This window comes from Glutamicibacter sp. NPDC088483 (assembly GCF_044753145.1).
Taxonomy (GTDB): Bacteria; Actinomycetota; Actinomycetes; order Actinomycetales; family Micrococcaceae; genus Glutamicibacter.
Window position 1 is genome coordinate 304,799 of the sequence record NZ_JBIVMP010000005.1, and the last position, 13,588, is coordinate 318,386.

Genomic DNA, 13,588 nt, shown 5'->3' on the forward strand with positions numbered 1-13,588 from the left:
CAGCACGTTGTTCTCAGCCGGCCAGGGTATCGGCCGGAGCATCATCATTTACCCGCGGCAACTCGCCGCTGTCTCGAAGGAAAGCCATGGACTCGATACTGGCTGGCGCGCGCACAAAAACAGGCGGCGACCGCGGAACCTACATCTACATCGGTGCCTACAGCGCGGTGCTGTACATGGTGCTGCTGACCGCACCGGTGATCGCCTCCAAGCTGGTGGCGCAATTCGGCCTGACGGCTACCCAAGTAGGCGGGCTGCTGTCCATGGAGCTCGGGGCCTTCAGCTTGGCGACTATCCCCGCCTATCTGTGGCTCAAGCGCGTCAACCTCGTGACGGCAACTCGTGTCTTCACGCTGGTTGCCGTGGCCGGAAATGTGGTCTCGGGCTTTGCGGACAACTACGCGCTCTTGGCGGTGTGCCGCATTGTGACGTCCCTGGCTGCTGGCTCGATCACCGTGGTGATCCTGAGCTTGAGCGGCAGGAGCGCGAACCCAGGACGGGCCTATGGGTTATTCGTTGCGGCCCAGCTGGTCATGGGCGCCGTGATTCTGGCGCTCTTCCCGGTGCTCTTCGCGGATTCCGCGGTGTCTGCGATCTACTGGACCATGGCTGGGCTAGCCCTGTGCTGCATGGCGGTTGCGCACCGCATCGATGGCAACGTGCTGTTGGGAAGCACCGCTGACCCGGCTGCCGATAGTGCCAACTACGGGCACCGGCCGGCCCCGAGATCCAAGGCGTTTCTGGCCCTGGCGGCGGTAATGCTTTTCTACGTAGCGTTGAGCGGGGTGTGGTCGTTCATGGGGCAATTCGCGGCGTCCGCGCAGATCAATTTGAGTACGACGAGCCTGATTCTCGCTGTTGCGACAGTCCCGGGAATTGCTTCCTCCTTGCTGGCCACATTCCTGGGCGACCATCCGCGCCGCCCGCTGTTCCTCATTCTCGGTTATCTGGCGATGCTGCTGTCCATCGGCTTGCTGTTCGGGTTGAGCGGAGCCGTGCAGTTCGCGGCCGCGGCGATCATCTTCAAATTCTCCTGGACCTTCATCCTGCCCTACTTGCTGGCCACGGTCTCCGACCTGGACTCCAGCGGCCACCTGATGAATTCCACGAACTTGATGATCGGCACCGGGTTCGCGCTTGGACCAGTTCTGGGCGGCATGCTCATCGAGGCTGCCAGCGGCTTTGGCGTGCTTCTCGTCGCCTGCAGTGTCGGAGTGCTGCTGTCCATGACCTGCGTGGTTCTCGTCCAGGGCCGCCATCAGCACGGCTTGCCCCAGCGCGTCGCTCCAATGGGAATTCCTGAATAGCAGTGCACGGTCCACCACCGGCACATGCCAACCAGTGGAAAACAACGACTTTCCAGGACCTGCGCCGCTGGTAAAGGTGCCGAGGCATGTTCAGGGACCACAACGATTCGCCCAGAGCGCCATGAAGCCCCAGCCGGTGTCCTCGATCCTGTAAGGTTCACGGACACCCGCTGGGGCCCAGGCGCGCTTTTCCGATTGGCGAGGCGCTAGACTGCCAGCTTGCGGCGGATGAATCCGGACGCCTGGTCAACGACGATGATCAGAATCAGCACGATGATGATGTGCGTAAGCATCGTATCGAACTGGAACGACTTGATCGCCTGGTTGATGAGCAAGCCGATGCCGCCAGCACCGACCAGGCCCAGGACCAGTGACGATCGGACGTTGACGTCGAAGCGGTACAAGAGCAAGCCAACGAACTGCGGGATCACCAGCGGCAGTGCGCCATGGGTAAGCTGCTGAACCCGTGATGCGCCGGTGGTGGACAGCGCTTCCTGCGGGCCCTGATCGGTTTCTTCCAGGGACTCGGCCCAGAGCTTTCCCATCACTCCCGTGTTGTGGCAGATCAGCGCCAGCACACCTGCGAAGGGACCCAAGCCCACGGCGGTGACGAAGATGAGCGCAAAGACGATATCCGGTACCGCGCGGAAGAAGGACAAGATGCTGCGTGCTGCTTGGTAGGCCAGCGGATGCGGCGTCGTGGTGCGGCATGCGAGCACAGCGAGCACCAAGGCCGTAGGAATGGAGAAGGTCGTACCCAGCAAGCCGATCCACAAGGTGACCAGCGTTGCCTCCAAGCCAGGAAGTATGACTTTGTCCCAGCTCAGATCCGGCGGGAATGCGTCGCTGATGAATCGTGCCATCCCGCGCCAGCCTTCCACGAGCAGCGCCGGATCAAAATCAGTTCCCGCGATGGCCAGCAGATGAAGGGCGGCAATCACTGCAACTGCGGTAATCCAAAGGGTACGCCGGGCGGCCTTGTGCGGGTCCCTGGGCAGTGCTGGGGCGGATTTTCCAGCGATCATTTGCGAAGTGCTTTCCACTGCCTGCTCCTTGATGCGAGTCCGGGTATGGAGGCTCATGCTGCAATCCTCTCGGGAGAGTAGAGAACGTCCAAGAAGTCGTCGCCGAGATTCTGGACCGGACCGTTGAAGGCGATACGTCCATGCAGCAACCCGATCGCCCGGTCTGCGTAGCGTTGTGCAAGCTCTGGCTGGTGCAGAACCGCGGCGACTGCAAGGTTTTCGTCGTGCGCCAAGGTAGCGAGCAATTCCATGATGTTCTCGGCCGCATGCGGGTCCAGAGCAGAAACCGGCTCATCGGCAAGCAGCACCGACGCGCGCTGGCACAGGGCCCTGGCGACGGCTACGCGCTGCTGCTGTCCGCCAGAAAGGCGCCCGACCTTGTCCAGGGCGCGGTCGGCCATGCCAACCCGGTCCAGGCAGGCCATTGCTTCTTCCCGCAGTTCGCGGGAGAAGAAAGCGGGGGAGAATGAGGCCAAGCCGGTGACACGGGCCAGGGCGCCTGCGCAGACATTGTCCAGTGCTGTGCGGCGGGGCACCAGATGGATCTTCTGGAACACCATGGCTGCCCGGGATCGCGCACGGGCTAGATCGCGGCCATGGAGATCGGCCAGGTGGATGCCATCCAATTCGATGCTTCCCGAATCCGGCGTGGCCAATCCCGCGACGCACTTGAGGGTGGTGGATTTTCCGGAGCCGTTGGCACCCAGAAAGGCCACGAGCTCGCCGCGGTTGACGGTGAAATCGACGTCATCAAGCACGCGGCGCTGGTTGAAGGACTTGGCCAGGGACTTCACCGAGAGGGCCGGACGGGGCAATTGCGTGGTGTCCATGGTTAGATATCGTCCTCGGTGAGGCCCATTTCGGAAGCCAGGTCGAACAGCGGGCCGTAGGTTTCCTTGGTGACTTCCAGCAATGGGCCCGGAGGGGTCACATCCAGGAAAGCTCCTACCTGGGCGATATCTTCCTCCGGCAGGTTCAGCAGCGCGTGCTTAACGGCTTTCTTCAGTTCCGGGTCGGCATCGGCGCTGATGGTGATCGGGTCATTCGGGATGGGTTCCGAGGTCCAGATCTGGCGGTAGTCTTCCGGGTTGAAGGTACCTTCTTCTTCGGCAACCGCCTGGGTCTGCGAGTTGAGCTGGGCGGCGTCGACAGTTCCGTTGGCCAAGGCCAGCAGTGATTCAGGATGCCCTCCTGCGTAGTTCAAGTTGACTTCGGACTCGGCAATGCCGGCAGTCTTCAGCGCGTAGCGCGGCAGGACATCTCCGGAGGTTGAGCCCACGCCGCCAAGTGCGAAGTCCTTTCCGCGCAGGTCTTCGAGGGTCTTGATTTCTGAATCCTTCGCAACCCAGATGCCACCGGTGTAGGTGCTGAGCTCGCCTTGGGCGGTCCCGAAGGACACGAGCGGTTCAGCGCCGGCCTGCTGGCTGGCGAACACGTATCCCACGGGACCGAACTGGCCAAGATCCAGTTTTCCATTGCGCATTGCCAGTACCTCTGCGGCGTAGTCCTCGACAACTTGGACCTCGACTTCGCATCCGAGCTCGCGCTCCAATGCGTCGGCGAGCACGCCGTACGCCGGTTCGAGCTTGGCTGGTGCTTCGTAGGGCTCGATGCCGAAATTGATGGGCCCATCGGCGCAGAACGCGGGGGCAGCGGAGTCGGCCTGCTCATCCGCCTGGGCGGACCCGCAAGCGGTGAGGGCCAGCAGGCCCAGCGAGACGGCAGAGAATTTAAATGCCTGAGAGATCTTCATGGTTTGCTCCAATGCGTGGTGTAGCTAAGCTAGGCGGTGATCGACGAAGCCATGGCCGGCTTGGCGAGGTTTTTGATGTTCTTGTCGGCCAGGCCGAAGGACAGGGTCATTCCGACTCCGGCGGTCACGGAGACGACGGTAATGGCGTCGGCGGCATTGCGGATGAGCAAGGGGCCGATAGCGCTGGAGGCATAGATTCCTTGCCAGCGTTCAATGACTTTCAGCTCGGTGCCACTCATGTAGCCCCCGATGGCCGAGAACAATGTTTGCGAGGTCGCTTCCTTGAGGAAGGGAGCTTGGGTTGCGGCGTAGCTGTGCGAATCTCCCATGAGCAGGGTGCCGTCGGGCCTTTGGGTGAACATGACATTCGCCTGGATATCCAGCAGCTCCGGGTGCTCGGCGAGAACTTCAGCCTGCAGGGCCTTGGCTGCTGGCACTTCGGTGAAGGCCTCGTAGCGCAGCATGGAGGTGGCGGTGAGGACGGCCGGCTTCAATTCCAGGTCTTCGGAAGCTTCTGCGCGGAGCATCTGCAGCGCGCACCGGGTGATCTGGTGCTCCTGCGCGATCTGCGGGAAGAGGTAGTCCACGTCGTGGCCGACGCAAACGAAAACCTGGTCGGCTTCGAAGGCGCCGCGATTAGTTTGCACGCTGGCCCGGCGATGCCGGCCGGCACCGAATCCCAAGGCGCTGGTGCTGAACTGGACGTTGCCAGCAACATGGGCGTTGACCCACTGGGCCAGCTTGGCCACCGTGGTGCGCGGGTCGACGCGCAGGTCATCACGCAGGAACGCGCCGCCGAGGAATCCTTCGGTGCTTTCGCGTCCGAGCTGTTCTGCGATGTCCTGCGCGTTGAGCATCTCGACCTGCCCGGTTTCGCGGCGTGCGGACAGTTCGCGCAGGACCTGCAATTCCGTTTCTGTCGAGGCCACCACGACAGCTCCCGATTCAACGGCCCAGAAGCCAGCGCGTTCAGCGTAGTCAAGCCACAAGGGACGTCCTGACTGCGCCAGGTCGTAGAGTTCGCCGGACTGCGCGGTGATGCAGCAGTGGCCGAAGTTGCGGACCGATGCGCCGATGGCCTCATGGTCACGTTCAATGACGATTACCGAGAGGCCGGCGTCCAGGGCTCGAGCGGCATGGGCCAGGCCGACAATGCCGGCGCCGATCACCAGCACATCTGCGTGGTTGGCGACTGGCCGGGTCTGCGGGAAATTTTTTTCGTTGCTCACGACAGTGATCATCCATGCCCGGGATGAGCGGATTCAACCCAAAATGGCACTTGTTTGAACAAGTTTGCCTAGAGTTCAGAATGGGGTCCGTCTATTCACTTTCCGTTCACTGGAATGTCTTGTGAATCGCTGATTTCACAATAAAACCACTTGTATGATCAAGAGGTGATGGAGAACAAGAAGCAACCCAAGTACCAAGCCCTCACCACCTGGTTGCGGCAGGAAATAGCGGCTGGCACATGGCACGAAGGAGATGTCCTGCCCAGCGAGGCAGAACTCTGTGCCCGCGCCAATGCCTCGCGTGGCACGGTCCGGCATGCGCTCGCCCAGTTGCGTTCGGAGGGCCTCATTGCGGGGGGACAAGGCAAGCCGCCAATCGTGGCGCAACAGGTGCAATCCCAATCGTTTACCACCTTCATGTCCTTTACTGATTGGGCGCGCTCCATCGGATTGGAGGCTGGACAGGAAACGCGGGAATTGGCGCAGCGCCCGGCCGATGCCCTCGTGGCCGAGCAGCTCGAACTCGAAGAAGGTGCCAAGGTGGTGCAGATCCTGCGCCTGCGCTTGCTCGATGGGAGCCCGGCGATGCTGGAGCGGACTAGCTTTACCCAAGAAGTCGGTCGGCTGCTCTTCGAATTCGATGCGGATGACGGTTCGATTTTCGAGTACCTGCGGGAGCAAGGCGTAGACCTCTACCGAGGCAAGCACACCATCGACGCGGTGGCGGCCGATGAACTGGACGCGCAGCTGCTGGGTGTCCGGCTCGGCGCCCCGCTCCTGCGCGAACGGCGCGTGACTTCCTCCAAATCGGGGCAGAAACTTGAGTACTCCGATGATCGGTATTTGCCGGATCTGGCCAACTTCACCATTGAAAACACCAGCGAGCATCGCGCCTCATTGAGCCGTGTGCGAAGCATTGCTATCTGAACAGGAAAACACGATGAAACGAGAAGACATGTTTGAACTCATTGCCTGCGATATGGCTGGAACGACCATTGACGAGCATGCCGATGTGTACCGGGCTCTGGAGAATGCGGTGTGCGAATTCGGTGTTGAGGTCAAGGAGGAGGATCTGCAGCATTGGATGGGCGCCGAGAAGAAGGAAGCGATCAAAGCGCTGATTGAACTTGGCGGAGCTGTTGCCAGCGATGAGCAGGTGCAAGTGCAGTTTGGCCGTTTCCGCGATCTGCTGCTGGGATATTACCGGGAGAATCCGCCCGTCGCATTGCCAGGTGTCGTGCAAGCGCTGGAACGCTTGGCTGCCAGCGGCAAGAAGATCGCATTGACAACGGGGTTCTCGCGCGATGTTGCCGATATCATCCTCGATGGCTTGGAGTGGAAGGTCGGTCCTGGCGAACTCCTCGACGCAGTGGTTGCCGGCGATGAAGCAGCAGCGGGACGCCCTGCGCCGTACATGATTCATCGAGCGATGGAGCTGACGGGAATTCGCGATGTAGCCAAGGTTGTTGCCGCAGGCGACACCGCCAACGACCTGCTGGCCGCGCATCACGCGGGGGTGCACGGGATCGGTGTGCTGACCGGGAAGCTGGGCCGCGAAGAGCTGGACCGGTTCCCGCATGCCGCCATCCTCGAATCCGTGGCGGAGCTGCCGGATTATCTCGAGGCGATCGAGCCCGCGGCCGTGTAGTTCGACCCGAGTAATTTTGCAATGCGGAAGATATGTTTCGTTTCGGATTGGGATGCGGGATATGCTGAGCTCTAGTTGGAACATCCCATTGAGATGAAAGAGAGTCGTCATGAGCAAGACTGTTCTTCAGCGCCACCTGTTCGGACCGGGTCCATGCAACCCGTATCCCGAGGCAACGGCAGCGCTCGGCCTTCCGCTGCTGGGCCATCTGGATCCGGAGTTCATTGCACGCATGGATCGCGTTGCTGATGGTTTGCGTACTCTCTGGGGAACCGGAAACTCCCGTACCTTGCCTTTGAGCGCCACGGGCTCAGCTGGCATGGAAGCCGCTTTCGTCAACACCATCAACCCAGGCGACGTAGCGGTCATCGCGATCAACGGCTTATTCGGCGAGCGCATGTGCGAAGTTGCTGCGCGCGCTGGCGCTGAAGTAGTCCGCGTCGAGCATGAATACGGCACGCCGATCGATGCCGAACGCGTTGCCGCGGCGCACCCGAACCCAACCGTCATTGCCGGCGTGCATGCTGAAACCAGTACCGGAGTTGTTTCCGATATAGCCGCGCTGGGCGCAATCAAGGGCGATGCACTGCTGATCACCGATGCAGTGACCTCCATTGGCGGCATGCCGGTGCTGGCTGATGAATGGGGGATTGACGTTGGCTATGCCGGCACGCAGAAATGCCTCGGCGTGGCTCCGGGATTGGCACCATTTACCATTTCAGACCGTGCTTTCGAGCGCCGCGTCCAGAAGCCCCAATCCTGGTATCTGGATCTGGGCTTGCTCGGCGGCTACGCCACAGGTTCCACCGGGGGCCAACGCACCTACCACCACACCGCACCGGTCTCGATGGTCGCATCGCTGGAAGCCGGCATCGACCGCATCCTGGCCGAGGGCCTGGACGCGGTCACCGCCCGCCATCAGGAAGCGGGAGGCTTGCTGCAAGATGGCTTGCAGGAAATGGGCCTGGAGCTATTCGCCCAGGAGGGGTACCGCCTGCCGCAGCTGACGACGGTCTACGTTCCTGAAGGCGTTGATTCGGCGAAGGTCCGTGGATACCTGCTCGACCGCTTCAATATTGAAATCGGCGGCGGTGTCGGCAAGTACGCGAGCACCGTATGGCGCGTCGGCATGATGGGCCCCAACGCTAATCCGGGTTCGGTGGCGCTGCTGCTGGCTGCGCTGAAGGAAGCGATCGACAAGGCCTAAGCCCGTGAGGGCCGTGGCCTACTGAGCGCAAAGCAAGGCGGGGCCAACCAGGAGATGGAATGGTCCCGCTTTTTGCCGTGGCCCTTGGGCTAGCCCAGCTGGTCTTGTGAATGCGCAAAGTGCAGCTGCACCGAATCGTCACCGGTCGAAAGCCTGGCGTAGCCGCCAATCGGCAAGGTGAACATCGGGGAAGTGTGGCCGAAATCGAGGTTGGCCACAACCGGGATGCGCTGCAGGATCGGGTGCTTTGCGATGACTTGCTCCAGCAGGCTACGGGTGATGCCGGATTGCCGCTGGAAACGCCCAATGGCCAGCCCGGTCAGGCCAGCGGCGCTAGGGGACTGCAGGAAAGAGGCGAGCTTCCGGGCGATTTCGTGGATGTCTTCGGAGGAGTCTTCCTCGATGAAGAGCATCGCCCCGTGCAAGGATGGCATGAATTCGCCGCCCTGCAACAAATGCAGCGTGCCCAGATTCCCTCCAATCACCGTGCCCGTGGTCGCTCCTTGATTCAGGATCCACGGTCCGCCGGATGCCTGGACGGACCTGTTGTCTTGATCCATGAACCACAAATCGTCGGTGAATTCGCTGGCGTGCTCGATGGTCCACGCGTGCTCGTGGGTTGCGGTCCGGAACCACTGTCCGGTTGGTTCAAAATGATCACGCATGCCGAAGCTGGACCAATGCGCGCCGACATAGGTAACGAGGCCGGTCTTGGCATGCACGGCGTTTGCCAGCGCGGTGAAATCCGAATAGCCGCAGAAGACCTTGGGATTGGCGGCAATGAGATCCCAATCGAGGTAGGGGAGCAGCTCGTTTGAATTGAAGCCGCCAATGACCGAGATGATTCCGGCGACAGAAGGATCGGCAAATGCGGCGTGCAGATCGGCCACGCGCGACGGGATCGGCGAGCTGTCGAAGTCATCGTTCTCGTCTACGTGATCTCCGAATTCCTGCTTGAGCCCCATGGCCTCGAAGCGTTCAGTGATCCACTTCGTATTGTCGAATTCCATCACGAAGGCGCGGGAGCACGATGGCGCGATGGCCCTGATGGTGTCTCCGGATTGCAATCGGGCTGGGACGATGGTCGGCTTCTCATGGCTTGTCATGCAATCAGTCTAGGGTCTGGCTTGGCAGGGGATAATAACCCGCACGCAGTCGCAGGCGACTAGTTGGCGAAATTTTCGCAACAAATGAAGATATTCCGCTCCAGCTACTGGGAGAATACTGCGAAATTCGATAACGTGGGCGGGACAGCGCAATTTCTCTAAAGAAAGAAGCAAATAAGGTGAAGTCCCTCTTCGACTTGGAATTCAAACAATTCATCACGCCATCGATCATCAAGATCGTTTACATCCTGATCATGGTCCTGTTGGCGATCGGCTACCTCGGAATCGTGATTTCCGGGTTCATGGCTGATGCAATGCTCGGCTTCCTCATGCTCCTGATCGTGGGTCCTTTGGTGTCCCTGGTCTATTTGGTCCTGGTCCGTGCAGGACTCGAATCCTTGCTGGCACAGATCCGCACGGCAGAGAACACCACTGAACTCGTTCGTCTGGCCGGTGGCATCCCGCCGGCAGAAGGCGGCTACCGCCCGCACCCGGGTAATCCTCCTGCTCCCCAGCAGCCGCAGGATCCAACCGCCAATGGCGGCGGCACTCCGCCAGCCAACCCTTACCAGAAGTAAGTCCAACGGCCAATGGCCCGCACCCGTGGTGCGGGCCATTGGCCGTTGTTGAGCGAACAGCGTGCAGAACTACCAGTCGCTGGACGCTTTGAGCGACAGCACTGGGCAGGAAGCCTGGAGCAGAATCCGTTGCGCGTTGCTTCCCATGAGGAACTTGCCCATTGCCGTCCGCTTGCGCAGGCCGATCACGATCAGCTCGGCTCGTTGGGCCTGGGCTACATGCAGGATCTGGTCTGCCGCATCGGCACCCTGGGTGTGGCGCTCAATCCAGAAATCGATGCCGGCATCAGAAAGGCGGGCTTCCAGCTCGTGGTACTGCTTCGCGTCAATGAGCCTGTCGTCAACGAGCTGATCGCCCTTCGAAGAGTTCACTACGATCAATCGCACCTCGCTGCGCCTGGCTTCGAGAATGGCTCGTTCCAAGGCGGCTTCGCCTTCTGGCGAGGGAATATAGCCCACTACGATCGTCATGATTCATTCCTTTCAGCATCCTTGCTATTCTCATTTCCGTGGCCAGGCTTCGCCTGTTCCGGCTCGGGGCCGCCAGCTGCATCGTCGCCCAGCAGGGCCTCGGCGGCGGCAGACGCTGTCCCGCGTTTGCGCCGAATAGCGGAGATCAGCACTGGCAGCAGGAGCAGGACGGCGATGAGCACGTAGATGCCCACGGCCAGCGGCTCGCTCCAGAGACCTGAGACTTCACCAGCAGAAAGCTGGAAGGTCTTGCGCAGCTGTTCCTCGGCCATGGGGCCGATGATGACACCAAGGATCAGCGGAAGCACTGGCAGGCCGAAGCGGCGCAAGGCAAAGCCCAGCAAACCGATCAGCAGCAGCAGCCAGAGATCAGCTACCTGCATGTTCACCGAGAAGGCGCCCAGCGTTGCGAAGAACAAGATGCCTGCGTACAGGTAGGGGCGCGGGATCTTCAGCAGCTTCGCCCACAGCGGCGCTAATGGCAGGTTGATCAGCAGCAGCAACGTGTTGCCAATGAACAAGCTGGCAATCAGGGCCCACACCAGGTCTGGTTCATTCTCGAAGAGCAGCGGACCGGGCTGGATGCCTTTCATGGTCAAAAACGCCAGCATCACCGCAGCGGTGGCATTGGTGGGCAAGCCCAAGGCGAGCATCGGAGTCAGGGTGCCAGCGGCAGAGGCATTGTTCGCGGCCTCCGGGCCGGCAACGCCCTCAATGGCGCCGTGGCCGAACTCCTCAGGATGCTTGGACAGCTTCTTTTCGGTGACGTAGGACAGGAAGGTCGGAACTTCGGCACCGCCGGCAGGCAGCGCGCCGAAGGGGAACCCAAAGGCGGTACCGCGAAGCCAGGGCTTCCACGAACGCTTCCAATCTTCCTTGCCCATCCACGGGGCACCCACCGGAATGGTGCGGGCCGGGCTGGTGCGCAAGTGCGCGGCAATCCACAGCGCCTCGCCAATGGCGAAGATCGCCACGGCGACCACCACGATGTCCATGCCGTCCACCAGGGGAGCGAAGCCGAAAGTCAGGCGCTGCTGCCCGGAGACCGGGTCCATGCCGACCAGGCCAATGGCCAAGCCCAAGCCCAGGGAAGCGAACCCGCGGATCTTGGAAGAGCCCAAGACTGCGGTGACAGTTACCAAAGCGAGGACCATGATGGCGAAGTAGCTCGGTGCGCCAAGGCCCACCGCGAACTTCACGACGATCGGGGCGACGGTCACCAGCAGCGCGGTACCGATGGTTCCTGCAACGAAGGATCCAATGGCCGCGGTGGCCAAGGCCTGTGCCGCACGGCCGGCCTTGGCCATCTTGTGGCCTTCGATGGCCGTGATGACTGTTGCCGATTCGCCCGGGGTATTGAGCAGGATCGAGGTGGTTGACCCGCCATACATCCCGCCGTAGTAGATGCCGGCGAACATGATCAGTGCGCTGGAAGTTTCCATGCCGAAGGTCAATGGCAGCAGCAGTGCCACAGCCATGGCCGGGCCGATGCCCGGGAGCACTCCTACAGCGGTTCCCAGGATGACACCGGCGAAAGCGAAGAGCAGGTTAATCGGGGTCAGCGCCGAGGCGAAGCCGCCCATCAATAAATCCAGAGTTTCCAATTAGAGCACCCCCGAGAGGATTCCGGCCGGAAGCTTGATGCCCAGACCCAGATAGAAGCCGTAGAACGAACCAAGCGCCAAGGCAAGCGAAATAACCAAGGTCAATACCCAGCGCCGTGCACCCAGGCAGGTGGCCGCGCCGAAGAACATGATGGTTCCCGAGATGACCCAGCCAGCCCAATTAACGATCAGCAGGTTCAGCACGAAGATGCCGATCAGCGGGAGCAGGACCTTCCAATCCGAAGGTTGGCTCAGGTCCACGTCTTCGCCTTCTTCGCCCGCTGCAAGGTTGCCACGCATGACGGTGATGGCCAAGGCAATGGACGAAAGAATGAGAATGCCCGAGACGACGTAAGGCAGGGCCTTGGGACCTACAACGTCTGCCTGGGAGTACGTCACATGAAGCTGCGACGCGTCAACAAACACGATGATTCCGACGATAAGAAGAAACGCGGCGAACAGGAGTTCGACGCGTTTCTTCTTTGCGGTGCCTACTTCGCTCACGCCAGGCCCAGGGTCTTCAGGACGCTGGCAACGCGCTCGTCCTGGTCGGTGAGGAAGGCGGAGAATTCGTCACCGGTCATGAAGGCGTCGCTCCAGCCGTTGGTCGCCAGGGCTTCCTTCCACTCGGCCGAATCATGCATTTCGGTGACCAGGTTGACCCACTTGGCCTTGTCCTCTTCGGAAATCTCAGGTGGAGCCACCAGGCCGCGCCAGTTGGAGAACGCCAGATCGATATCCGATTCCTTCAGGGTCGGGGCATCTACGCCTTCCAGGCGCTCTTCGCCGCTGGTGGCCAGTACGCGAACAGAGCCCTCTTCGATCTGCTGCATGTACTCGCCGGCACCGGAGGCAGCGAAGGCCAGCTTGTTGCCCAGGATGGCCGGCAGCAAGTCGCCGCCGCCATCGTACGATACGAAGTTCACGTCCTTGGGATCAATGCCCACGGCTTCGGCCAGCTGCATTGGCAGCAGATGGTCCGGGCCGCCAGGGGAGGAGCCGCCGCCGACCGAGAGCTTGCTTGGGTCGTCCTTCCAGGCCTTGACCAAGTCGTCAATGCTCTTGTACGGAGAATCCTTGGAAACCATGATCGCTCCGGGCTCTTCGATGAGCTTGGCAATCGGGGTGGTATCGGTCAGCTTGGAGTCCGTTTCGTTGGTGTAGCTTGCACCAACCACGCCCAGGCCCATGAGCATGGCCAGATCGCCATTGCCCTTCTCATTGACAATGCGGGCCAAGCCGACGGTGCCGCCGGCACCGGCAAGGTTGAAGACTTCCGGGTTGCTGGCCAGCGATGCGTCATCCATGACCTTGGCGGCAACACGGGCAGTGGTGTCGTAGCCGCCGCCTGGGGTGTTCGGCACCATGATGCGGAGGTTCGCGATGGGGCCCTTGGACTCTGCGGCGTCAGTGCTGGAAGACTCTGATGTCACGCCGCAGCCAGTGGCGGTCAGGGCCAGTGCAGCGGCAGCTGCCAGCGCGCTCAGCGCACGGAACGACTTGAAGGGTTTCATGGGGATTCAGCCTCTTTGCTTTCATCGGGGTTGCGAGTGATACCAACTTACGTGCCATCGTGAGCCGGGTCACTCTTGCGTACTCAAAGAAAATACTGTTCATTGTGTAACCGGAAATTGTGATCTGAACCATTCGAATCTTCGGT

Annotated in this window: 14 protein-coding genes; 5 read left to right on the plus strand and 9 right to left on the minus strand. The window is 61.1% G+C overall.

What is annotated here, in order from left to right; translation table 11 throughout:
* The first annotated feature begins 86 nt into the window (after positions 1–86).
* Positions 87–1,307: an MFS transporter gene (locus ACIP6G_RS12585; RefSeq protein WP_400290399.1), complete on the plus strand. Its 1,221-nt coding sequence runs from the start codon at positions 87–89 to the stop codon at positions 1,305–1,307.
* A 206-nt stretch (positions 1,308–1,513) separates the two neighbouring features.
* On the opposite strand, the gene phnE is transcribed toward ACIP6G_RS12585, so the two are convergent.
* From phnE to ACIP6G_RS12605, 4 genes are read right to left on the minus strand one after another with little or no spacing between them, the layout of a single operon-like run.
* Complete coding sequence (gene phnE, locus ACIP6G_RS12590; RefSeq protein ID WP_400290401.1) at positions 1,514–2,389, minus strand: phosphonate ABC transporter, permease protein PhnE; 876 nt, start codon at positions 2,387–2,389, stop codon at positions 1,514–1,516.
* Positions 2,386–3,162: a phosphonate ABC transporter ATP-binding protein gene (locus ACIP6G_RS12595; RefSeq protein ID WP_400290402.1), complete on the minus strand. Its 777-nt coding sequence runs from the start codon at positions 3,160–3,162 to the stop codon at positions 2,386–2,388. Before ACIP6G_RS12595 ends, phnE begins: the two co-directional genes overlap by 4 nt.
* A 2-nt stretch (positions 3,163–3,164) precedes the next feature.
* A complete protein-coding gene (locus ACIP6G_RS12600) occupies positions 3,165–4,085 on the minus strand; it encodes a phosphate/phosphite/phosphonate ABC transporter substrate-binding protein (protein WP_105658230.1) in 921 nt (306 codons plus the stop codon).
* A 29-nt stretch (positions 4,086–4,114) separates the two neighbouring features.
* Positions 4,115–5,314: a TIGR03364 family FAD-dependent oxidoreductase gene (locus ACIP6G_RS12605; RefSeq protein ID WP_400290405.1), complete on the minus strand. Its 1,200-nt coding sequence runs from the start codon at positions 5,312–5,314 to the stop codon at positions 4,115–4,117.
* 168 nt (positions 5,315–5,482) lie between these two features.
* On the opposite strand from ACIP6G_RS12605, the gene ACIP6G_RS12610 reads away from it, so the two are divergent.
* The 3 genes from ACIP6G_RS12610 (at position 5,483) to ACIP6G_RS12620 (ending at position 8,169) form a co-directional block, all read left to right on the plus strand.
* Positions 5,483–6,241, plus strand: a complete 759-nt coding sequence (locus tag ACIP6G_RS12610; RefSeq protein WP_400290576.1) for a GntR family transcriptional regulator — start codon at positions 5,483–5,485, stop codon at positions 6,239–6,241.
* 13 nt (positions 6,242–6,254) lie between these two features.
* Entirely contained in the window at positions 6,255–6,962 is a 708-nt protein-coding gene (locus ACIP6G_RS12615; protein ID WP_400290407.1) for a phosphonatase-like hydrolase, read from the plus strand.
* 109 nt (positions 6,963–7,071) lie between these two features.
* Positions 7,072–8,169: an alanine--glyoxylate aminotransferase family protein gene (locus ACIP6G_RS12620; RefSeq protein WP_332730822.1), complete on the plus strand. Its 1,098-nt coding sequence runs from the start codon at positions 7,072–7,074 to the stop codon at positions 8,167–8,169.
* Positions 8,170–8,258: 89 nt separating this feature from the next.
* Here the strand turns inward: ACIP6G_RS12620 and ACIP6G_RS12625 are convergent, their stop codons facing one another.
* The gene (locus tag ACIP6G_RS12625) at positions 8,259–9,275 is read right to left on the minus strand and encodes a S66 peptidase family protein (protein ID WP_400290409.1); all 1,017 of its coding nucleotides are present in this window, start codon (positions 9,273–9,275) and stop codon (positions 8,259–8,261) included.
* Between the two features lie 179 nt (positions 9,276–9,454).
* Here ACIP6G_RS12625 and ACIP6G_RS12630 point away from each other — a divergent pair, with 179 nt between their 5' ends.
* Positions 9,455–9,853 carry a DUF4282 domain-containing protein gene (locus ACIP6G_RS12630; protein WP_105661845.1) on the plus strand — a complete coding sequence of 133 codons (399 nt, stop codon included), beginning with the start codon at positions 9,455–9,457 and terminating at the stop codon, positions 9,851–9,853.
* A 69-nt stretch (positions 9,854–9,922) separates the two neighbouring features.
* On the opposite strand, the gene ACIP6G_RS12635 is transcribed toward ACIP6G_RS12630, so the two are convergent.
* The 4 genes from ACIP6G_RS12635 to ACIP6G_RS12650 are packed head-to-tail and all read right to left on the minus strand — an operon-like array spanning position 9,923 to position 13,442.
* On the minus strand, positions 9,923–10,324 hold the full coding sequence (locus ACIP6G_RS12635; RefSeq protein WP_332727091.1) for a universal stress protein: 402 nt from the start codon (positions 10,322–10,324) through the stop codon (positions 9,923–9,925).
* On the minus strand, positions 10,321–11,907 hold the full coding sequence (locus ACIP6G_RS12640) for a tripartite tricarboxylate transporter permease (protein ID WP_400290578.1): 1,587 nt from the start codon (positions 11,905–11,907) through the stop codon (positions 10,321–10,323). Before ACIP6G_RS12640 ends, ACIP6G_RS12635 begins: the two co-directional genes overlap by 4 nt.
* A gap of 21 nt (positions 11,908–11,928) precedes the next feature.
* The gene (locus ACIP6G_RS12645) at positions 11,929–12,432 is read right to left on the minus strand and encodes a tripartite tricarboxylate transporter TctB family protein (protein WP_332594928.1); all 504 of its coding nucleotides are present in this window, start codon (positions 12,430–12,432) and stop codon (positions 11,929–11,931) included.
* Positions 12,429–13,442, minus strand: a complete 1,014-nt coding sequence (locus ACIP6G_RS12650; protein WP_400290412.1) for a Bug family tripartite tricarboxylate transporter substrate binding protein — start codon at positions 13,440–13,442, stop codon at positions 12,429–12,431. Before ACIP6G_RS12650 ends, ACIP6G_RS12645 begins: the two co-directional genes overlap by 4 nt.
* Positions 13,443–13,588 lie beyond the last annotated feature (146 nt).